The organism is Caulobacter sp. (assembly GCF_049283275.1).
Lineage (GTDB): Bacteria > Pseudomonadota > Alphaproteobacteria > Caulobacterales > Caulobacteraceae > Caulobacter.
Genome location: NZ_JBAPVS010000180.1, coordinates 1 through 20,600, shown reverse-complemented (window position 1 = coordinate 20,600; position 20,600 = coordinate 1). Strand labels below are relative to the sequence as shown.

The following is a 20,600-nucleotide window of genomic DNA, read 5'->3' as shown; positions in this document are numbered from 1 at the left end:
TCGGTCACGATGCCGCATAACTGGGATGAGACCTGGCGTTGGCTGCTGGCCCTGGGCGGCATCATCGGAATCTATCGCCTGGCGGTTTTCCTGAACGACCGGGCGCGCGGAGCTAAGTCTCGGGCGCGGCATCCCACGACCTGGCGGCATTGGTTCATGTTGCCGCTGACGCCGTTCTGGCCCTTCATCTGGGGCGGGAGCCTCGCCCTCTGGCTCATCAGCGTGTTGGTGTCGTGGGCCCTGCGCAAGGCCTGGCCGCTCATTCCGGTGCGCGAGCCGCCCGCTCTCGCGAGCGACGACAGGGTCCGCCGCAAGGCGACGGGCCCGACGCGTTATCCCCTCTGGGCGTGCATGCGCGGTCAAACCGGGTGGGTCCACGTCGCCGTAGAGATCACACCCGACGGCGCCTATCGCGCGCACCGGATCGTCGACGCCTCGCCGCCCGCCGTCTTCGATAGGGCCGTCGCTCACGCCCTGACCGGGACGACCTACGAGGCGGTTGACGGCGCTTCCCTGCCTGCGGATTTCGAAACGCTCTACAGGTTTGTGCCGCCCGAGCGTCCCAAGCCTCGCCGTGCTGCTCCCGTCGCGGCGCCGGCGATAACCTAGGAGTCCCCCCATGCTCAAGATCCTCGGCCGCACCTCTTCGCTGAACGTCCGCAAGGTGCTGTGGGCTTGCGACGAGCTGGGCTTGGCCTATGAGCGCGAGGACTGGGGCACGGGTTTTGCCTCGACCCGCAGCCCCGAGTTCCTGGCCCTCAATCCCAATGGCCTGGTGCCGGTGCTGATCGACGAGCAAGGCGCGCTCTACGAGAGCAACACCATCTGCCGCTATCTGGCCGCCCGCTACGGTCACGGCCACCTGCTGCCGGTCGAGCCCCGCGCCCGCGCCGGGGTCGAGCAGTGGATGGACTGGCAGGCCACCACCCTGAACCCGACATGGGGCTACGCCTTCCTGGCCCTGGGCCGCCCGACGCCGGGCTATGACGACCCCGCCAAGATCGCCGCCAGCGTCCAGGCCTGGAACAAGGCCATGGCCATCCTCGACCAGCGCCTGGCCGACACCGGCGCCCACATCGCCGGCCATGACTTCACCCTGGCCGACGTGGTGCTGGGCGTGTCGGTGCACCGCTGGAAGGCCACGCCGATGGAGCATGCCGACCTGCCGGCGGTGGAGGCTTACTACGCACGGCTGAAGGAACGGCCGGAGTTCGGGCGGTGGGCGCTGGACGCGGTTCCATAGCTCCACTCCCGGCGAATGCCGGGATGAGCGGATCTCAAAGATCAGCTCGCCATCTTCCGCGTCTTGGCGAACGGGCTGAGGCCGAGCCAGGACTGCATGTCCGACGCCAGACCCGCGTCGCCGGTCAGCAGCATCCGCCCGCTGTCCAGCGCCGCGCGGACGGTGTCCAGGCCCATCCAGATGGCGGTCATGGTCCGCAGGTCGCTGGCGACATAAAGGTCGACGTCGAAGCCGGGATCGACCGAGCACAGGTCGACCGGGGCGCCGGCCCTGCTCGCATGGGGGCCCGCGTCAGGCTCGACGATCAGCCACCAGGAGCGGTCGACCGGCGCCTGCTCGGCGTAGAGAAACTGGATGACGCTGCGCCGCCGGGGCATCGGCTCCAGGTTCAGCTTGCGGCGCATGTCCCACATCAGCAGGGAGGCGTCGAGCTGCTGCAGCGACAGCTCGCTGGTCACCCAGCGCTGGCCCCAGTGGCCCATGGCCTCGACCATGGTCTCCAGCTCGCGGCCGGCCGGGGTCAGGTGATATTCCAGCACCCCGCTGTCGCGGCCGGCGACGCGGCGCACGACGCCGGCGTCCTCCAGGTCGCGCAGGCGCTGGACCAGCAGGGCCGGCGACATCCTGGGCACGCCGCGGCGCAGGTCGTTGAACCGGGTCGAGCCGGCGACCATCTCGCGCAGCAGCACCACGGTCCACCGCGTGCACAGCACCTCGGCCGCCATCGCGACAGGGCAGAATTGCCCATAGCTGCGCTGAGACATCGCCACCTCCGAAAGACATAACGATGTTAGATTAGGCCCGCCGGGCCGGGCGGACCAGTTCAGTGACTGTACCGGCCAGGTTCAGTTGCTGAACTAGCTGGAGGGCGCGCGCCTTGGGCAAGGTCATCGAACCGGCGGGGACAGGTCCCGCCTCCGACAACAAGGTTCAGGACATGCCGCTCGACACCGCCCTTCCCGAAACCGCCGTCGCCCCCGCCACGGCCAAGACCGACTGGCCGGCCCGCGCCGACGCCTTGGCCCAGACCATCGCCGCCCAGGCCGCCGCTCACGACGCCGACGACAGCTTCGTGGCCGACGCCTACGCCCAGCTGAAGGCCGAAGGTTTCTTCAAGGCTCTGGTCCCCGCCGAGTTCGGCGGCGGCGGAGCCGAGATCGCCGAGATCTGCCAGGTGATCCGCCGACTGGGCGCGGCCTGCGGCTCGACCGCCCTGGCCTTCGCCATGCACAGCCACCTGGTCGCCGTGGCCGCCTGGCGCTGGCGCACGCAGGGCGCGCCGACCGAGGGCCTGCTGAAGCGCGTGGCCGCCGAGGACCTGGTGCTGGTGTCCAGCGGCGGATCGGACTGGCTGGCCAGCGGCGGCCAGGCGGTCAAGGTCGAGGGCGGCTTTTCGATCACCGCCCGCAAGGCGTTCTCCAGCGGCTGCCTGGCCGGTGATCTGCTGGTGACCAGCGCGGTCTGGGAGGATCCAGAAGGCGGCCCCACCGTGCTGCACTTCGCCGTGCCGCTGAAGGCGCCGGACGTCGAGATCATCGAGACCTGGCGCGCCCTGGGCATGCGCGGCACCGGCTCGCACGACGTGGTCCTGACGCAGGTCTTCGTGCCCGACGCGGCGATCTCGGGTCGTCGGCCCAGCGGACCGTGGCACCCGCTGTTCCACATCATCAGCATGATCGCCTTCGCCCTGATCTATTCGGCCTATCTGGGCGTGGCCGAGGGGGCGCGGACCCGAGCGCTGGAGATCACGCGCCGCAAGTCGCCGGACCCGCACGTGGCCGAACTGGTCGGGTCGATGGAGAACGCCTTCGCCGGCGCCGAGATGGCCTGGGAGCGGATGGTCGACACCGCGCAGACCGGCGCGCCGGGTCCGGACAGCACCAACCGCGCCATGATCTGCCGCACCCTGCTGGCCCACGGCGCGATCACCACGGTCGAGCGGGCCATGGAGGCGGTCGGCGGGGCGTCGTTCTATCGCGACACCGGCCTGGAGCGGGCGTTCCGCGACATCCAGGGCGCGCGCTTCCATCCCCTGCAGGACGCGCCGCAGCGGCGCTATTCGGGCAGGGTCGCGCTGGGCTGGGACATCGACGCCTGAATTTCGGACGCCTGATCCTGGGACGCCTGACTTTCGGACGCCTGATCCTGGGCGGCCTGGACGTGGGACTGCGCCCGCACCCGGAACACCCGCGCCTCGCGCGCCACATCGTATAGGCGATAGACGATGAACGCCCCTGGCTGGGCCTCGCGAAGCGCTTCCTCGGCGGGGGTCAGCCGGAACGGCGTGGCCGGGCCGCCGGTGGTGGTCTTGACGGCGATGCGGCGGGCGGCGCCGGTGCGACTGAAGCTGATCAGGTCGCAGCCCTCGTCATCGGTCGGCAGGGCCAGGCGGACCTGGTCGGCCAGGTCCTGGCGGCCGCGTTCCTCCAGCCGGCGCTGCTCGTAGACCAGGGCGGCGGCGACGCCGATCCGGGCCAGCATGCGGGCCTCCAGGTCACGGGCGGCGGGGTCGTACTTGGCGACCAGCCGCTCGGCCCGTTCGCTGGGCGGCGTGTGATGGGCTCGCGAAGGAGCGCCCTCGGCCAGGACGGGGGCGGTCGCGCAGCCCAGCAGGGCCGGCGGCTGGACCAGGTCCTTGAGGACGCCGGGCTTGGCGGTCAGGCAGCGGTCGATCGAGTCGACCAGGCTGTCGCCGAAATCCCAGCGCGGCGGATGATCCTTCAGGGTGGGCAGGCCGATCAGGGTCAGCACCGCCGAGATCTCGCCCTGCAGGAAGGTGATCGCCCCGCCCGAGCGGTTGGTGACGAAGCGCAGGGCGCGCTGGTGATTGGCCGGGTCGTAGGCGCGGCCGGTCATCACCTTGTCGAGCATGCCCAGATAGTCGCCGACCACCAGGTCCTGCTCGGCCTCGTTCCAGGTCTTGCCGTTGATCGCCGAGTCGCCCACGGCGCGACGATGCCCCAAGCGAAGGCCCGACGCCAGGGACGGGACGCGTCGCCGTCAACCATGCTAGAAGCCCGACCATGACCGACAAGCCCGAAGACCACCCCGAGATTCCCGGCGAGACCCCGATCCAGCGCGCCCTGCGTCTGAAGAAGGCCGCGCTCGCCGCCAAGCCGAAACCGCCGCGCGGCGGCCGCTTCCAGCGCGAGCAGGCCGCCGCGGCCGCCTCGAATAGCAAGAACAAGCCCTGGATGACACGGTAAGGCCGGCCACGTGCGTTTGGCTCAAGCCAAGCCTTGAGAACGCCGCGCTTTGACCACAAGGTGGACCCCATGCGCCACCTGTTCCCCGGCCGGTTCCTAGGCCTCGCCCTGCCCCTCTGCCTTCTGGCCGGCCCGGTGTCGGCCCAGGCGGTCAAGTCGCCGGCCCGGCCGTCGGCCGAAACGCCGACTCCGGTCTCACCCGTCACCGTCATGCCGCCGACCGACAAGCCCAAGGTGGTCGCCACCTGGCCGGCCAGCGGCGAGACGATCGCGCCGGGGGTGCTGGTCCTGAAGGTGGTGTTCGATCAGCAGATGACGCCGCGCGACTTCGCCTACGGCTTGGGGGCCGACGGCGACAAGCTGGGCTGCCTGAAGACCCCGCGCCTGCTGAACGACAACAAGACCTTCGTCCTGCTGTGCACGACGCTGCCGGGCAAGACCTACGCGGTCGCCCTGAACCCGAGCGCGCCCGGCGGCCCGGCCTTCAGCAACCTGGCCGAAAACCGCGCCGAGCCCAGCACCCTGACCTTCACCACCGGCGCCGGCGAGCCCGTCACCAAGCTGCGCGACGCCATCAAGGCCGCGGGCCTGGGCGGCCTGGACATGCCGGTCGAGGAAGCGCCGGACGTCGCCAAGACCACACCCTGAACGAACGGGCGCCGACCTTCGGAGCAAGACCGGGGGATGAAGGACAGGAGGAGAGCCGGCCGAATTCGTGCGTCGGGACACCCCGGCCGGCTCTCGGCCTGCGGCAGGACGCGCCCCGTTGGAAGCAGGCGGCCCGGCGCGTCGAGGGGAATCGGGGGAGGCCTCCTCGACGTCTGCAAGCCAGCTCAGGTTGCAGCATCCGCGTAACGGCCGCCATCCGGTAAAACCCTAGAACCGATCGTTTAGTCCCGACCAGGCCGCAGGGGAATGACTCGGTGCTCCTCCTCGTCGGAGCCCAAAATCAGCCGCACGGTCAGGCCGATGTCGCCGGATTCATAGACCAGGTCGGCACCCAGTTGGCGGGCCAGGCCGCGAACCACGCGGAAGCCCAGGCCGCCGTCCCTGAGCGGATCGAAATCCTCGCTGAGCCCCACGCCGTCGTCGATCACCTCGACCACCAGACCGCGGCCCGTCGAGCGGCACGACACCAGGATCCGGCCGGCCACGCCGGTGGGATGGGCGTATTTCAGCGCGTTGGTGACCAGCTCGCTGACGATCAGGGCCACCGGGGTGGCCTGATCGGGCCGCACCATGCAGCCGCCCATATCCCTGTGGGCGATGGTGGTGTCGCCGGCGAAGCTGACCGTCTCCATCAGACTGGTGCACAGCTTGGCCAGGAAGCGTCCCAGGTCGATGCCGCCCTTGACGTCGCCGGGCTCGCCCGACAGCAGGCGGTGCAGTTCGCCGACCGTCTCGATCCGGGCGGCCACTTCTTCCAGCACGATGCAGGCTTCGCGCGCCGACAACGGCCTGCCGGCCTTGTTCACGCGGGTGGCCTGCAGGCGGGTATAGCCCGCGATCAGGGCCAGATTATTGGCGATGCGATGCTGGGCTTCGCTTAGCCGGTCGTCAGACCCGACATGGCGAACGGCCGCACCACCGAAGTCTCGGTGCTCGACGTCCATGGCTCAGGGGCTTTCGGTAAGGCGGTAGGATATTCCGTCGAGCCATAGAAGCACAAGTAAAACAGAAGCGCGATAATTTTGTTTAAAACAGAGTCCAAACTTTATTTGCCTACCTTGTTAAAAATACGATACGTCGGGATCTCGACTGACGAGTTACCTAAATTATGATTTCAATCACTTGACGCCCGTTTAGCGAAACACTCGCAATGCTCATAATGAGTAAGCAGCGCATTTTACCTCAAATGCAGTGTTTGCGCTTTGATGGAACCCGATGGCGACGCTCGCGCGTTAGCTCCACCGGATAGTAGGAGAGCAGCCCCTTTTCCGGGGGCAGAGACCACGATGAACGACCTGACCCGCCCCGAACGCCTGCAGATCATGCTCACGCAGGATGAGCTCGCCGCGTTGGATGATTGGCGCTTCGCTCGCCGCATGCCCAGCCGAGCCGCCGCCGTGCGCGAACTGCTCAAGCGCGGCCTGGACGCCGAAGGCATCCAATTGGCCGACGGCAAGATGCGCTCGCGCGATTTTGGCGTCGTTGACGGTCCCCTGCGCTCAAGCGCTTCGGGCGACGGCGAAAGCTAGACCTCGCCGCCTACCGGCAAACCCCTTCCCCAAGGTCAACCTTTCGCCCAGGGCGATCCGCGCCCATCATCGCGCCAAAAGAGCGATAGGGGCGGAACATCATGCGTTGGATCCTGCGAGGCCTGTCGGCCGTCGTCTGCCTGGCGCTGGTCGCCGTGCTGGCCTTAATCGGGCTGGACCTCGCCGCCCGGCCGCCCAAACCCGACACCCAGGCCCTGATCGCCCGCGCCGCGACCTATGACGTGCGCATCCGCCGCGATGAATGGGGCGTGCCGCATATCCTGGGCAGGCGCGACGCCGACGCGGCCTTCGGTCTGGCCTACGCCCAATCCGAGGACGACTTCGCCACCCTGCAATCGGTGGTGCTGGCCACGCGTGGAACCCTGGCTCGCAGGGACGGCCCCAAGGCTGCGGTCACCGACTATCTGGTCGGCCTGCTGGAGGTCTGGCCGACGGTCGAGATGGGATATCCCAAGCTGCCGGCCGACCTGCGCGCCGTGCTCGAGGCCTATGCCGACGGCGTGAACTATTACGCCGCGACCCATCCCGGCGTCGTGACGCCCGGCCTGCTGCCGCTGACCGGCAAGGACGCCCTGGCCGGCTTCGTGTTCAAGCAGCCGTTCTTCTACGGCCTGGACGGCGAGTTGAAGCGGCTGAACGCGCCGCAGACGCCCCAGAAGGAACCGCCCAAGGGCTCCAACGGCCTGGCCCTGGCGCCCTCGCGCACCGCCGACCACCTGCCCCGCCTGCTGGTCAATTCGCACCAGCCCTATACCGGCCCGGTGGCCTGGTACGAGGCCGTGGTCGAAAGCGGCGACGGCTGGCACGTGGCCGGCGGCTTCTTTCCCGGCGCGCCGTTCATGCTGCACGGCCATAACGCCCATCTGGGCTGGGCCAACACCGTCTCCAAGCCCGACCTGTTCGACGCCTATCGCCTGACGATCAACCCCCAGAACAAGAACCAGTACAGGCTGGACGGCGCCTGGCGCGACTTCCAGCGGCATGATGTCAAGATGCGGGTCAAGCTGTGGGGACCGATCGTCATCCCGGTGACCAAACAGGCCCTGCGCACGGTCCACGGCCCCGTGCTGGAGACCAAGCACGGCCTGTTCGCCCTGCGCTACGCCGGCATGGGCGAATACCGCCAGCCGCTGCAGTACTGGCGGCTGAACAAGGCGCGGAACGTCGAGGAATGGCGGGCCGGCATCGCCACCCACGCCCTGCCCAGCCTGAACTACATCTATGCCGACGCCGCCGGGAACATCGGCTTCGTCCATAACGGCCAGTATCCCAACCGTCGCGAGGGCGTGGACTGGCAGGGCGTGCTGCCTGGCGACCGCTCCGACCTGATCTGGCACGGCTATCGCCCGGTCGACGCCATTCCCCAGCTGTGGAATCCCAGCTCGGGCTACGTCTACAACTCCAACAACAGCCCGTTCCTGGCCAGCGACCCGGCCGACAATCTGAAACCCGCCGACTTCCCGGCCAGCCAAGGCTTGCAGACCAACGTCACCAACCGCGCCCTGCGCGTCCAGGAACGGGTGGGCGCCGATCGCGCGATCACCGACGAGGCCTTCCGTCGCTACAAGTTCGACCTGACCTATAGCGAGCACTCGTCCGAAGTGGCGATGATCAAGACGCTGACGGCGCTCGATCCGGGGACCGACGCCGACCTGAAGAACGCCCAGGCGATCCTGCGCGGCTGGGACCGGCGCACCGATGTCCACAACCGCGCCGCCGCCCTGGCCTCGCTGACGATCCAGCCGATCCTGGTGGCCCAGATGAACGGCGATCCGGTCCCCACGCCGCTCGAAAGCCTGCAGGCGGCGATTGTGACCTTGAAGACGAACTTCGGTCGCCTGGATCCCGAGTGGGGCCAGGTCAACCGCATCCGGCGCGGCAAGGTCGACCTGCCGATCGACGGCGGGGCCGACACCTATCGCTCGGTCTGGGGCATACCGCAGAAGGACGGCACGCTCACCGCCGACGCCGGCGACACCTTGATCATGTTCGTGCGTTGGGACGCGGGCGGCGTGGTGCATTCCGACAGCATCCACCAGTTCGGCTCGGCCACCCTGGACGCCGCCTCCCCGCACTATGCCGACCAGACCCCGCTGTTCGCGGCCATGCGCACAAAGCCGGTGCTGTTCACGGAGGCCCAGTTGCGCGGGCATGTGAAGGAGGACTACCGGCCAGGAAAGCGCTAGCGATCGCCCGGCCATGAAGCGGCCCGATTTTGGCGGGAAACATAGGCCGCCGCTTGAATGCTTAAGCTCTACAAGGCTAAGCTTCGGCGCTGTTTCCTCCCTCTTTCCGGACCCTCCCATGCGCAAGATCGTGATCCTGACCGCCGTGGCCGCCGCCCTGGTGGTTTCGGCCTGCAACACCGTCGCCGGCGTCGGCCAGGACGTCTCGGCCGCCGGCCGCGCCGTCACCCACACCGCCAAGGACGCCAAATAGTCGCAGGATCAACGGTTGCGGACTTCAGACGACCGGAATCCATGAACCTTGGTACAAGTTAAGCTGCCGCGCCTCACCACAACGGCTGCGCGGCGCTTTTCTCAAGGCTGATCACGACTTACCGCTAAGGTCACGAGACAGTTGTGGTTAATCGGGTCGAGCAACGGCGCTTTTGAGGGCTCGCCTTTCAGGCGAACTCTTTAACCGATCAATGTTCGTCTCAACGAAAACTGGTTCAAAATGGCGCATGCGACCGAGCGCCCCCTTTCGCCAGGCCCCTCTCGGAGGCATATCCACGTCCATGAACGAGCAGCCGTCCTCCTGCAGCCCGGAGCCCGCCAGCATGCTGACGGGCATGAAACGCGGCGTCCGCCATCGTTGCCCCAACTGCGGCGAGGGACGGCTGTACACGCGCTATCTGAAGGTCGATCTGGACTGCGAAGTCTGCGGTCACGATCTGGCGCGCTATCCGGCCGACGACGGCCCGGCCTATTTCACGATCCTGATCATCGGCCACCTGGTCGTGGCCCCGCTGCTGCTGTTCCCGTTCATCTGGAAGATGTCGCCGGTGCTGGTGGTGCCGCTGACGGTGCTGCCGCTGGCCGCCCTGACGCTGCTGCTGCTGCCCCGCGTCAAGGGCGCGGTGATCGGCGCCCTGTGGTCCGTGGGCCTGCGCAAGTCCGAGGACTGCCCGGGCGGATAGGGGGAGGCCACGGTCCGTCACGGAACCTTGGCCGCACTTCTCGCATTCCCTCCGCCTAACCCCGACGCGCAGGGCGCTCGGATGCAACGGAGACGGACATGCTCGGCACGATCCTCATCATCATCCTGATCCTGGCCCTGGTCGGCGCCCTGCCGACCTGGGGCCACAGCCGCTCGTGGGGCTACTATCCTTCCGGCGGCCTGGGTCTGATCCTGGTCATCCTGATCGTCCTGGTGCTGATGGGCAGGATCTAGCAGCGCCCGAACGGATCCGAGGGACGCACGCCCGCGTGCGTCCCTGACCGCTCGCGCGCCCTTTCCTCCAAGACCCATGTTCGCCTAAGGTCCCCGCAACGCCCCACGGGGCGATAGGGGGGCGACATGACCGACACCGCTACGGCGACGCCGCCCCCCATCGCGCCTATGAGCGCCTGGCGCCGCACCCGCGCCATCCTAGGCGGCTCGGCGGGAAATCTGGTCGAGTGGTACGACTGGTTCGCCTACGCCGCCTTCTCGATCTATTTCGCCAAGGTCTTCTTTCCCAAGGGCGACCAGACAGCCCAGTTGATGCAGACCGCCGCCATCTTCGCGGTCGGTTTCGGCGCGCGTCCCGTCGGGGCGTGGTTGATGGGGCTGTACGCCGACCGTAAGGGCCGCAAAGCCGGCCTGACCCTGGCCGTCGGCCTGATGTGCGTCGGCTCGCTGATCATCGCCCTCACGCCCGGCCACGCCAGGATCGGCGACGCCGCCCCGATGATCCTGCTGCTCGCGCGCCTGCTGCAAGGCCTGTCGGTCGGCGGCGAGTATGGAGCCAGCGCCACCTATATGAGCGAGATGGCCGGCCGAAAGCGGCGCGGCTTCTGGTCCAGCTTCCAGTACGTGACCCTGATCATGGGCCAGCTTGTCGCCGCCCTGGTGCTGGTGATCCTGCAGAACACCCTCAGCAAGGAGGACCTGGCCGATTGGGGCTGGCGCATCCCGTTCTTCGTGGGCGCGGTCCTGGCCGTGGTGGTGTTCTGGATCCGCACCGGCATCGAGGAAAGCGTCTCCCACCAGAACGTCACGACCGCCCACGACCCGGTCAGCCGCCGGCAGATCGCCTGGGTGGGCGGCCTGTTGCTGGCGACCGTGGGGTCCATGGTCGTGGGCTTCACGCAAGCGCCGTTCGCCGCGACGGCGCAGTACGGGGCGGTGGCGCTGCTGGTGGCGACCTATGCGGCCCTGGCCGCGCCGCTGGTCTCGCGCCATCCCAAGCAGACCCTGGCGATCATCGGCCTGACCGCCGCCGGCTCCTTGGCCTTCTACGCCTACACCACCTACATGCTGAAGTTCCTGGTCAACACGGCGGGCTTCGACAAGGCCACGGCCGGGGCGATCAACCTGGCCACCCTGGCCGGCTTCATGCTGATCCAACCCCTGTTCGGCTGGGCGTCGGACCGCCTGGGCCGCAAGACCATGCTGGTCTTCGCCTTCGGGGTGGGCGCGCTGATCGCCTGGCCGGTGTTCAGCCTGACCGCCAAGGCGACCAGCCCCGCCGTCGCCTTCGGCCTGATCTTCGCGGCTCTGTTCGTGCAGTCGGGCTACACCTCGATTAGCGCCGTGGTGAAGGCCGAGCTGTTCCCCACCCATGTGCGCGCCCTGGGCGTGGCCCTGCCCTACGCCATCGGCAACGCCGCGTTCGGCGGCACGGCTGAATATGTCGCCCTGTGGTTCAAGCACGAAGGCCTGGAGAGCGGCTTCTACCTGTATGTGTCGGCGATCATGGCCGTGGGCCTGACCGTCTCGCTGCTGCTGCGCGACACCGGCAAGCACAGCCTGATCCTCGAGGACTGACACCGCCCCCTTTCACCGACTCTCGTTACGGCCTTAAGTTCGCTCCATGCCCTCCACGCTCTCCCACGCCCTGTCCAAGCAGTTCCTGGCCCTGCCGATCATCGATCTGGCGGTCTTGGGCTTCTTCCTGTTCTGCTGGCTGTTCTACGAACCGATGCTCAAGCGGCTGGGCAAGGAGAAGAACGTCATCAACACCGACATGACGGTGATCCGCCGTCGTTGGATGGCCGAGATGGCGGTGCGCGAGATCGCCCTGCTGGACGGCCAGCTGCTGGGCCACGCGATCAATTCAGCCTCGTTCTTCGCCTCGTCCAACCTGATCCTGATCGCCGCGGCGGCCGGTGTGCTGTTCGGCGGCGACAACGCGCTCAAGAGCATCGAGGGCTTGGCCGTCCTGGCTCCGGCCTCGGCCCTGGTCTTCCAGATCAAGCTGGGCGTCGTGCTGATCGCCCTGGCGCGCGGCCTGCTCGACTTCATCTGGGCCATCCGCCAGATGAACTACTGCCTGGCCGCCATCGGCGCGACGCCGATGTGGGCGCCGCGCGCGGTGCTGGAGGAATACGCCGAGGCGGCTGGCGCGATGCTCAATCCTGCCCTGTCGGCCTTCAACGCCGGGGTTCGCGGCTACTATTTCGCCCTGGCGGCGGCGGCCTGGCTGCTGGGTCCCATCGCCTTCGCCTTGGCGACCGGCGGGGCGATGATGCTGCTGCTCTGGCGCCAGCGCCGCAGCCCGGCCTCGGCCGCCGTGCGCAAGGTGCGCCAGATCCTGGAACGCCAGCCGGTGGTCATCGGCCCGCATATGGCGGGCAAGAGCAACGAACAGGCCTAGAGCCCAATCTCGGCGCGCGCCTTCTTGGTCAGCTTGGCGGCGATCAAGCGGTGCGCCGTCTTCAGCCAGTCGGCGACCTCGTCCGCGTCCTCGGCGGCCAGGTCGGAGAAGTACAACCACTGAGCCCTGGCCAGATAGGGCGCAGGGACGGCGCGGCCGCTTTCGCTCAGCACCTCGAACGCCACGTCCGAGGCCTTTAGCGAAAAGCCGTTGCGGCCGACCGCCCCACCCAGCACGGCGAACATCTTGCCGCCCACCTTGTAGACGTGGTCATCACCCCACTGGATCGTCATGGTCGCCCCCGGCAGGGCCAGGGCGGCGGCGTCAAAGGCCTCGGGGGTCATGGCTCAATCCTGAAAGCGCCACCCCTGATCCGAGCCGTCGGGATCGCCGCCGCACGTCCCGGCAGGGCGGTGTCGACGGTCGGCATTTCGAGGGTTTTAGGGACGGAAGCCATGGCGGGATCTCGGGATCGAAATTGAACCGCCGATACTAAGGTGTTCGCGATCTCGTTTCACCTCGTATGGCCGCTTGCTACCTCAACCTTCCTGAGTATATTGCGCCCCTTCCTGCGTCGGGGGCCTCAACCGCCTTCCGCATCTGATGCGCATGGTGAGGTGGCCGAGTGGTTGAAGGCGCACGCCTGGAACGCGTGTATAGGGGAAACTCTATCGAGGGTTCGAATCCCTCTCTCACCGCCATCGCCCCAAGCATTGCGTTGCTTTTATTCAAGAATTTATATTGACGACATCGACGGTCCCACTTTCGATTTTGAAGGTGAATCCGCTTCTCGCGCGAATCGGGTGAGCCGGGACGAGCGGCAGGGCAAACGGGGTGGATGACCCGCAACGCCTGGCCAGCATCATGCCGACATCGTCAGATTACCCGCGTCGGCGCGATACACCCGGCTCAGGCGCGCCTAGCTTCGCCGCGGCACCGCCGCCGTTTGAGGTTCCGAGCGATCTGCGGGCCGAGGTTGATCGTCCGGCAGCGGATGTCTCGTAGCTGACCTCGATCCCCGCTGAGCCAGCCGTTCCTCAACGTCGCGGAGGCTCAGGTGAAAGCGGAAACGGCGCATGCCCTGTGCTTAAGCACACTGCCTAACCATTCACGATACGGCAGATTAGAAGCCAAAATAGAAACTCACGCTGGCGCTCCATATAACTGGAGTTAGATTTCTATTACCTGAATATATAATCACCGTAACAAAATATTCTTATAATTTTATCTTTCGAAAGATATATATTTAGTGCTTGCTGGCGACGATTACTTGATCAGCCGGCGCGTCGGCGATTGCAGTAACGACTTCAATTGTACTGAAGGCGAAGATCGCTGTGAGCGTTCGACATCCCACTCTATCCGAGGTGCTCCAGGACCGCGGGCTGGTCGGTGGCGAAACCTTGGCCCGCGCGATCCTGGTGCAGGACGAGAGCGGCGAACGCCTGGACGCCGTCCTGACACGCCTGGGCCTGGTGTCCGAAAGCGCTCTGGCCGAGGCGATTTCGAACGCGTCCGGCCTGCGTCTGGCCTCGATCGACGATTTTCCGGCTGAGCCCCTGCGCGTTCCAACCTCTCCGCGCTTCCTTCACGAGATCAAGGCCACGCCGCTGCGCGAGGTCGATGACGAGGTGGAGGTCGCGTTCGTCAATCCGCTGGACCCCTACGCCGTCCATGCGCTCGGCTTCGCTTTCGGGCGGCCTGTGCGCCCGCTGGTCGGCCGTCTTGGCGACGTCGAGGCGGCGCTGGATCGCCTCTATGGCCCCATCGCCGGCCAGGTTGCGGATGAGACTGACGACGGCGCCGACGAGGCCGACCTGGAACGCCTGAAGGATATGGCCAGCGACGCACCTGTGGTCCGCGCGGTCAACGCCCTGATCGCCCAGGCCGCCGAGCTGCGAGCCTCGGACATCCACGTGGAGCCGACCGAAGACGCGCTGAAGGTTCGCTTTCGCATCGACGGGGCGTTGGTCGAACAGACGTCGCTGCCCGCCCAGATGAAGGCCGCTTTTGTCTCGCGCATCAAGGTGTTGGCCAATCTCAACATCGCCGAGCGCCGCCTGCCGCTGGACGGCCGCATGCGGCTGGCCGTGCGTGGCCATGAAATCGACCTGCGGGTGGCCACCTCCCCCACCCTGCACGGCGAAAGCGTTGTGCTGCGCCTGCTGGACCGCTCGAACCTCGCCCTGGACTTCGCCTCGCTGGGTTTCGACGACCGCATCCTGTCGCCGTTTCAGCAAATCCTGTCGCGGCCGCACGGCGTCGTCCTGGTCACGGGTCCCACCGGCAGCGGCAAGACCACAACGCTGTATGCGGCGCTGGCCTCGCTCAACAGCGCCGAGCGCAAGATCCTGACCGTCGAGGACCCGATCGAATACCGTCTGGCCGGCGTCAACCAGACCCAGGTCAGTCCGCAGATCGGGCTGACCTTCGCCGCCGCTCTGCGGTCCTTCCTGCGCCAGGATCCCGACGTGGTGATGGTCGGCGAGATCCGCGACCTGGAAACGGCCCAGGTCGCCGTCCAGGCGGCCCTGACCGGCCACATGATCCTTTCGACCCTGCACACCAACAGCGCGGCGGCGGCGATCACGCGCCTGATCGACATGGGCGTCGAGCCGTTCCTGATCACCTCGACCCTGAACGGCGTGCTGGCCCAGCGCCTCGTCCGCCGCCTCTGTCCCCACTGCCGCCAGTCCTATGACGCCGCCCCGCACGAACTGGCCGCCGTCGGACTTCCGGGCGCCGGTGACGGGGGGGCGGTGCGGCTATGGCGCGCGAAGGGCTGCGCGGCCTGCGGCGGCGCGGGGTTCAAGGGACGCCTGGCGATCCTCGAACTTCTGCCGGTCGACGACACGATCGCGCGGCTGGTGCTCTCCCAGACCGAGGCCCGCGACATCGAGCGCGCCGCGGTCGGCGCGGGCATGCGGACCATGCTGCAGGACGGCCTGGAAAAGGCGCGGGCCGGCCTCACCACCTTCGAGGAAGTCCTGCGCGTGACGAGGGAGGGCTGAGCATGGCCGCCTTCGCCTATCGCGCCGCCACGCCCTCCGGCCAGGTTCGAACCGGCGTCCTGGACGTCGCGTCGCGGCACGAGGCGATGGAGCGGCTGCGCCAATCGGGCCTGATCCCCATCGAGGCCACGCCCAGCGCCGAGCCCCGGGTCAAGGCTTCACACGGCGCCGCCCCGCGCGCGGCCACAGTCAACGCCATGGGCGAACTGGCGGTGCTGCTGGGCGCGGGTCTGCCGCTGGACCGCGCCCTGGCCGTCTGCGTCGAGAACGCAGCGGAGCCGGCGCTGAAGGCCGAACTGGTTCGCCTGCTCAAGCGGGTCAAGGAGGGCGCTCCGCTGTCGCGCGCCCTGAGCGAGGTTAAGGGTTTCTTCCCGCCGATGGCCTCGGCCATGGCCGAAGCCGGCGAGGCGAACGGTCGCCTCGACCAGTCCCTGACGCGCCTGGCCGAAACCCTCGAGCGCGCCGAGGCCCTGCGGCGCGCCGTGGCCTCGGCGATGATCTATCCGGTGCTGCTCGCCACGGTCGCCGCCGGCGTCATCCTGATGATGCTGCTGTTCGTGGTGCCGCAGTTCGAAGGCCTGTTCTCCGATCAGAAGGCGAAGCTGCCGGCCGCGACCCAGGTCGTGCTGGGCGCCAGCCATCTGGTGCGGCGGTTCGGCTGGGCTGCGCTGGTGGGGCTGACCGTCGGCGGCTTCGCGGGTTTGCGCTGGCTGCAGAGGCCCGCCACGCGCCTGGTGCTGGATCGCAACCTGCTGGCCGTCCCGCGCCTGGGCGACCTGATCAAGGCGGCGGAGACGGCCCGGCTCGCGCGCGTCTTGGGCAGCTTGGTCGAGGGCGGCGTGCCGCTGCCCACCGCCCTCGGCATCGCCCAGCGCTCCCTCACCAACAGCCACATGGCCCAGGCTGTCGCCCGCGTGAACGCCGGCCTCAAGGAAGGCGGCGGATTGACCCGCCCCCTCGCGGCCACCGGCCTTCTGCCGCCGATCGCGATCAGCTTCCTGCGGACCGGCGAAGAGACCGCCCAACTGGCGCTGATGCTCAACCGTCTGGCCGACGTGCTGGACCGCGACGTGCGGGTCGCGCTCGACCGGTTCATCGCCTTGCTGACGCCCGCCATCACCATCGTCCTGGGGGCCGCCGTCGCCGGCATCATCGCCTCCGTGATGTCCGCCATCCTTGGCTTCAACGATCTGGCGCTCCCCTCATGACCAAGACCCGAACCGATCACGCCCTCGCCCGCCCGGGCGAAGAGGGCTTCACCCTGCTGGAGCTCCTGGTGGTCCTGGCGATCATCGGCCTGCTGGCCGCCATCGTCGCGCCGCAGGTGCTGAAATATCTCGGCACGTCGCGCAGCCAGACCGCCAAGGTGCAGATCCAGAACATCAGCGCGGCCCTGGACCTCTACCGCCTCGACGTCAGCCGCTTCCCGACCCAGGAGGAGGGCCTGAAGGGGCTGGTCGCCGCGCCCTCCACCGCGGGCGGCTGGAACGGCCCCTATCTGCAGAAGCCCACCGCCCTGATCGATCCCTGGGGCCAGGAGTACGGCTACAGGATCCCTGGCCAGCACGGCGAGGCCGATGTCTACAGCCTGGGCTCGGACAAGGCCGAAGGCGGCGCCGGGGAGGCGCGCGATGTCGGCAACTGGTGACCCCCAAGCCGGCGCGACCCTGATCGAGGCCCTGGTGGTGGTCGCTTTGACGGCCATGATCGGCGCCATCGTCTTCCCGAACCTGAGATCGGGAGGGCAAAGGGCGATGTTCGAACAGGCTGCGGCCGGCCTGCGCGCGGACTTGCGCATGGCGCGCGCCCAAGCCTTGCGGACGGACCGGCCGGTGACCTTGCAGGTCGAGCAGGACGAACGTCATTACGGCTGGGCGAATGGTCCCCGCAGGGTCCTGGTGGGCGATCTCCGGATCGCGGCCGGGGCCGGCGTCGCCTTCCTGTCCGATGGATCACTGGCCACCTCCTCGGCGACGGACGCGTCCGTGCGGTTGACGGACGGCCGGCGCGGCAAGGTCTTCGCGATCGATCCGGCCACGGGCCTGCTGCGGGGCGGATCATGAACCGGGAGGAAGGATCGATCCTGGTGGAGGCCCTGGTGGCCGCCGCCTTGGTCGCCCTGATCTTGACGGCGGCGTTCCGTGTCATGGCCGACAGCGCGATGCGCCAGCGCGGGATCGAGGATCGGCGGACGGCGCTGATGGTCGCACGCAGTCAGCTAACCGCCGTGGGCGCGGCGCTTCCCGCCACGCCGGGCCGCATTGGCGGCGTCGATGGCGACTATGTCTGGTCGCTCAAGGTGGAAGACTGCCCGGAGGACGGTGAAAGCGCCGCCGGAGCCCTGCGCTGCGCGACCGTGTCCGTCCGTCGGACGGACGGCGAGCGTCCGCTCGTCACTCTCGCCAGCCGGCGACTGGTTGCGGGCGGCTGACATGAAGAGCGACGGCGGCTTCACCCTGATCGAGGCGCTCGTCAGCCTCATGGTCCTGGGCCTGCTCAGCGCCATGTTGCTGCTGGGCCTGGACGCCCCCCGCAGGGCGTGGCTGGCGAGCGATGCGAGAACGATGCGCGGCGAGGCCGTCGAAGCGGCCCAGACCGCGCTGCGCGATCGCCTGGAACACGTCTGGCCCGTCACCCGATACGCCCAGACCACGCCCGGCGCGCAGTTTGACGGCGAGACGTCCAGCCTGGTCTTCTTCGCGCCGCCGAAGCGCTCGGGCCAGCACGGTGGATTGCGTCGATACCGGCTGGCGCTGACCAGCGACGAGACCCTGGCCTTCCAATGGGTCAGCGACCTGGCGATCGATCCGAACGCCTGGTCGTCGCCCGAGCCCTTGCTGCGCAACGTTCGATCCCTGGATCTGGCCTACTACGGCGCCGCGCCGCCCGACGGGGTGCGGCGCTGGCGGCCGCGCTGGAGCCAGCACGCCACGCCGCCGGAACTGGTCCGCGTCCGCGTGGGCTTCGCCGATGGCGCCCCCCGGACTTGGCCCGACCTGCTGGTTCGCCCGCTCGCGGACGTCGATACCGAATGCGTCCTGCAGCCCGGCGGCGGGTGCCGGGGCCGATGACGCCGCAGCAAGTCCTGAACGCCGATCTCTCCACGATCGGGCGATGGCTGGGCGAGGGCCTGGCCTGGTGGGGGCGCGAGCTGGTCGAACTCGTCCCGGCGCCCCTTCGCGGACGCTCGGATCGAGGACGCCCGCTCGCCGAACTCCTGCGCCAGACGCCGCCTTCCGCACGCCTCTTGCGCGCCGGCCAGGTCTCCGCCCTGATCGACACCACCTCGGTGCGCCCGCGCGCCGTCGACCTGCTGATACCCAACGATCTCATCCTGATCCGGGACTTCGACGCACCGCCGCTGGCCCTCCCCGACCTGCGGCGCATGCTGGCGCTCAATCTCGACCGCTACACGCCCTTCACCGCCGATCAGGTCTTCTACGACGTGGTGTTCCTCCAGGCGCAAGGCGCGGAGAGCCCCAGGCCGGCCCGGCTGGGCGTGATGCTTCGCGCCAAGGCCACGGCCCTGCTCGCCGAAGCCCAGGCGCTGGGCCTGGTTGTCGAACGTCTGGTCGACCGCCCGCCCAGCGACGCGGCGCCGGTCCTGGACCTCCTGAAGCCGATCCAGGCGCTCCAAGGCGGCGATCCGGCGCGTCGCCGGCGGGCGATGTGGTGGACGGCCTGCGGCGTCCTGGCGGCGGCCAATCTCGGCGTGGCCATCGGCCGCGACATCAGCGAGACCGCACGCCTGCGTCAGCGGGTCGAAGCTCAGCGTCCGACGGCGGCCCTGGCGGCCCGACTGCAGGGCGCCGTTCGGGCCGAGCGCGCCACGCGCACGCACCTTCTCGACCGGCGGGGCGCCAACGACCCGTTGGCCCTGATCGACACGGTCACCCGCGCCTTGCCGTCGGGCCAATGGCTCCAACGCCTGGAATGGAACGGACGCTCGGCGCGGCTGGTGGGCTTCAAGGACCCTGGCTTCGACCTGATCGAGGCCCTGCGCGGCTCCACACGGCTGGCCAATCCGCGCTCGCTGCTCTCCGACATGCCCACCCGCACGCCCACCGGCAAGGAGCCGTTCGACGTGATGGTCGACGCCCGAAAGCCATCATGAGGACGCTGGCGCCCCGTGAACGCAAGCTGATCGCCGTGGGCCTCTTGGTCCTGGTGGTCGGCCTTGCCTGGCTGCTGATCGCCGCGCCCGTCCTCGCCGGCTTCCAGGCGCGGCGGGACGAGCGCGAGGCGCTGGTCGGCGCCTGGCGGCGAGACCAACACCTGCTTCAGGCGATCCCCCTGCTGCGCGCCGAGGCGTTGGATCAACGCCGGACCGGCCGTGACTTCAAGATCAGCGCGCCGAGCGCGAGCCAGGCCGCCGAGGCGCTGAAGCAAAGGCTGAATGCGACGCTCACGGCCTCGGGGGGCCAGGTCAGCGGACTGCAGGAGGTTCGGGCGGACATCCCCGCCGGCTGGGTCAGCGCACGCGCGGACGCACGCATCACCCTGACCCAGTTGGACGATAGCTTAAGGCGACTACAGAATGACAAGCCCTACCTCGTCGTCGAATACACGCTGGTCGGCGCGGACCGACCCCAATCGCAATACGGGTCGCTCGACGTCCGCCTCCAAGTCTCGGCGCTGGTTCGCGCCGCTCCGCCGCGATAGCGGCGAGATCGTGCCCGCCTTGACCTGTCTGGCGCTCGTTGCGGCCATCGCCTTGCAACTGGCCCTGCCGGGCGGCGACATGCCGGCCGAAGCGGCTGGTCTCGCCCCTCGCCGGAGCCGTCCTCTCGTCGCGACGCCCACACCGGACTACGCCGCCATACTCGCCGCGCCGGTCTTTTCGCCGGACCGGATCAACCATGACAATGCGCCCGGCGGCGGAAACGGCGGGGTGACCTCCGGCGCCTTGACCCTGGTGGGCGTCACGACCGGCGGTCGCTTTCCCAGCGCGGTGCTGCGCGCCGCCGACGGCGCCACCGCCGTCGCCCGACCGGGCCAGACCTTCGCCGGATGGCGCGTGACCTCGGTCGGCCCCGGCGCTGTGCGGCTCTCCGGCGCCGCCGGCCGCGTCACCCTGAGGGTCGCCGACTCCGCTTCGCCAACAAACGCCCAGCCCGGAGT

General features: G+C 68.5%; 25 protein-coding genes and 1 tRNA gene. 22 read left to right on the top strand and 4 right to left on the bottom strand.

Annotated features, from left to right (window positions below):
* Positions 1-9 precede the first annotated feature (9 nt).
* The gene (locus WAL33_RS09885; RefSeq protein ID WP_422180900.1) at positions 10-609 is read left to right on the top strand and encodes an energy transducer TonB; all 600 of its coding nucleotides are present in this window, start codon (positions 10-12) and stop codon (positions 607-609) included.
* 10 nt (positions 610-619) lie between these two features.
* A complete protein-coding gene (locus WAL33_RS09880; RefSeq protein ID WP_422180898.1) occupies positions 620-1,243 on the top strand; it encodes a glutathione S-transferase family protein in 624 nt (207 codons plus the stop codon).
* A gap of 41 nt (positions 1,244-1,284) precedes the next feature.
* Here WAL33_RS09880 and WAL33_RS09875 read toward each other — a convergent pair whose 3' ends face one another.
* Positions 1,285-2,007 carry a winged helix-turn-helix transcriptional regulator gene (locus tag WAL33_RS09875; protein WP_422180896.1) on the bottom strand — a complete coding sequence of 241 codons (723 nt, stop codon included), beginning with the start codon at positions 2,005-2,007 and terminating at the stop codon, positions 1,285-1,287.
* A gap of 113 nt (positions 2,008-2,120) precedes the next feature.
* Here WAL33_RS09875 and WAL33_RS09870 point away from each other — a divergent pair, with 113 nt between their 5' ends.
* On the top strand, positions 2,121-3,341 hold the full coding sequence (locus WAL33_RS09870; RefSeq protein ID WP_422180894.1) for an acyl-CoA dehydrogenase family protein: 1,221 nt from the start codon (positions 2,121-2,123) through the stop codon (positions 3,339-3,341).
* On the opposite strand, the gene WAL33_RS09865 is transcribed toward WAL33_RS09870, so the two are convergent.
* Positions 3,299-4,207, bottom strand: coding sequence for a protein NO VEIN domain-containing protein (locus WAL33_RS09865; protein ID WP_422180892.1), 909 nt, complete (start codon positions 4,205-4,207; stop codon positions 3,299-3,301). The two genes, WAL33_RS09870 and WAL33_RS09865, sit on opposite strands and share 43 nt — an antisense overlap.
* 59 nt (positions 4,208-4,266) lie before the next feature.
* Here WAL33_RS09865 and WAL33_RS09860 point away from each other — a divergent pair, with 59 nt between their 5' ends.
* The gene (locus WAL33_RS09860) at positions 4,267-4,449 is read left to right on the top strand and encodes a hypothetical protein (RefSeq protein ID WP_422180890.1); all 183 of its coding nucleotides are present in this window, start codon (positions 4,267-4,269) and stop codon (positions 4,447-4,449) included.
* A gap of 69 nt (positions 4,450-4,518) precedes the next feature.
* Positions 4,519-5,097, top strand: coding sequence for a hypothetical protein (locus tag WAL33_RS09855; protein ID WP_422180888.1), 579 nt, complete (start codon positions 4,519-4,521; stop codon positions 5,095-5,097).
* A 242-nt stretch (positions 5,098-5,339) separates the two neighbouring features.
* Here WAL33_RS09855 and WAL33_RS09850 read toward each other — a convergent pair whose 3' ends face one another.
* The gene (locus WAL33_RS09850; protein ID WP_422180886.1) at positions 5,340-6,062 is read right to left on the bottom strand and encodes a sensor histidine kinase; all 723 of its coding nucleotides are present in this window, start codon (positions 6,060-6,062) and stop codon (positions 5,340-5,342) included.
* A gap of 342 nt (positions 6,063-6,404) precedes the next feature.
* Here WAL33_RS09850 and WAL33_RS09845 point away from each other — a divergent pair, with 342 nt between their 5' ends.
* The 7 genes from WAL33_RS09845 (at position 6,405) to WAL33_RS09815 (ending at position 12,471) form a co-directional block, all read left to right on the top strand.
* Complete coding sequence (locus tag WAL33_RS09845) at positions 6,405-6,647, top strand: hypothetical protein (RefSeq protein WP_422180884.1); 243 nt, start codon at positions 6,405-6,407, stop codon at positions 6,645-6,647.
* Positions 6,648-6,748: 101 nt separating this feature from the next.
* Positions 6,749-8,854: an acylase gene (locus tag WAL33_RS09840; protein ID WP_422180882.1), complete on the top strand. Its 2,106-nt coding sequence runs from the start codon at positions 6,749-6,751 to the stop codon at positions 8,852-8,854.
* A gap of 118 nt (positions 8,855-8,972) precedes the next feature.
* Positions 8,973-9,107 carry an entericidin A/B family lipoprotein gene (locus WAL33_RS09835; RefSeq protein WP_422180880.1) on the top strand — a complete coding sequence of 45 codons (135 nt, stop codon included), beginning with the start codon at positions 8,973-8,975 and terminating at the stop codon, positions 9,105-9,107.
* A gap of 301 nt (positions 9,108-9,408) precedes the next feature.
* A complete protein-coding gene (locus WAL33_RS09830; RefSeq protein ID WP_422180878.1) occupies positions 9,409-9,810 on the top strand; it encodes a DUF983 domain-containing protein in 402 nt (133 codons plus the stop codon).
* Between the two features lie 98 nt (positions 9,811-9,908).
* Positions 9,909-10,064 carry a DUF3309 family protein gene (locus tag WAL33_RS09825; RefSeq protein WP_422180876.1) on the top strand — a complete coding sequence of 52 codons (156 nt, stop codon included), beginning with the start codon at positions 9,909-9,911 and terminating at the stop codon, positions 10,062-10,064.
* Positions 10,065-10,190: 126 nt separating this feature from the next.
* A complete protein-coding gene (locus tag WAL33_RS09820; protein ID WP_422180874.1) occupies positions 10,191-11,642 on the top strand; it encodes an MFS transporter in 1,452 nt (483 codons plus the stop codon).
* Positions 11,643-11,688: 46 nt separating this feature from the next.
* Positions 11,689-12,471, top strand: a complete 783-nt coding sequence (locus WAL33_RS09815; protein WP_422180872.1) for a DUF599 domain-containing protein — start codon at positions 11,689-11,691, stop codon at positions 12,469-12,471.
* Here WAL33_RS09815 and WAL33_RS09810 read toward each other — a convergent pair.
* Positions 12,468-12,815, bottom strand: coding sequence for an MmcQ/YjbR family DNA-binding protein (locus WAL33_RS09810; protein WP_422180870.1), 348 nt, complete (start codon positions 12,813-12,815; stop codon positions 12,468-12,470). The genes WAL33_RS09815 and WAL33_RS09810 overlap by 4 nt on opposite strands.
* Before the next feature lie 267 nt (positions 12,816-13,082).
* Between WAL33_RS09810 and WAL33_RS09805 the strand changes: the two genes are divergently transcribed.
* From WAL33_RS09805 to WAL33_RS09760, 10 genes are all read left to right on the top strand, one after another.
* Positions 13,083-13,172: transfer RNA gene (locus tag WAL33_RS09805), tRNA-Ser, on the top strand.
* 633 nt (positions 13,173-13,805) lie between these two features.
* Positions 13,806-15,479: a GspE/PulE family protein gene (locus WAL33_RS09800; protein ID WP_422180868.1), complete on the top strand. Its 1,674-nt coding sequence runs from the start codon at positions 13,806-13,808 to the stop codon at positions 15,477-15,479.
* Positions 15,480-15,481: 2 nt separating this feature from the next.
* Complete coding sequence (locus tag WAL33_RS09795; RefSeq protein ID WP_422180866.1) at positions 15,482-16,687, top strand: type II secretion system F family protein; 1,206 nt, start codon at positions 15,482-15,484, stop codon at positions 16,685-16,687.
* Positions 16,684-17,127 carry a type II secretion system major pseudopilin GspG gene (gene gspG / locus WAL33_RS09790; RefSeq protein ID WP_422180864.1) on the top strand — a complete coding sequence of 148 codons (444 nt, stop codon included), beginning with the start codon at positions 16,684-16,686 and terminating at the stop codon, positions 17,125-17,127. Before WAL33_RS09795 ends, gspG begins: the two co-directional genes overlap by 4 nt.
* Positions 17,111-17,542, top strand: a complete 432-nt coding sequence (locus WAL33_RS09785; protein WP_422180862.1) for a pilus assembly FimT family protein — start codon at positions 17,111-17,113, stop codon at positions 17,540-17,542. Before gspG ends, WAL33_RS09785 begins: the two co-directional genes overlap by 17 nt.
* On the top strand, positions 17,539-17,910 hold the full coding sequence (locus tag WAL33_RS09780) for a hypothetical protein (RefSeq protein ID WP_422180860.1): 372 nt from the start codon (positions 17,539-17,541) through the stop codon (positions 17,908-17,910). Before WAL33_RS09785 ends, WAL33_RS09780 begins: the two co-directional genes overlap by 4 nt.
* Position 17,911: 1 nt before the next feature.
* Positions 17,912-18,550, top strand: coding sequence for a prepilin-type N-terminal cleavage/methylation domain-containing protein (locus tag WAL33_RS09775; RefSeq protein ID WP_422180858.1), 639 nt, complete (start codon positions 17,912-17,914; stop codon positions 18,548-18,550).
* Complete coding sequence (locus WAL33_RS09770) at positions 18,547-19,593, top strand: hypothetical protein (RefSeq protein WP_422180856.1); 1,047 nt, start codon at positions 18,547-18,549, stop codon at positions 19,591-19,593. Before WAL33_RS09775 ends, WAL33_RS09770 begins: the two co-directional genes overlap by 4 nt.
* A complete protein-coding gene (gspM, locus tag WAL33_RS09765; RefSeq protein WP_422180854.1) occupies positions 19,590-20,141 on the top strand; it encodes a type II secretion system protein GspM in 552 nt (183 codons plus the stop codon). Before WAL33_RS09770 ends, gspM begins: the two co-directional genes overlap by 4 nt.
* Positions 20,142-20,151: 10 nt before the next feature.
* A partial coding sequence (locus tag WAL33_RS09760; protein WP_422180852.1) for a hypothetical protein occupies positions 20,152-20,600 on the top strand: 449 nt, incomplete at its 3' end.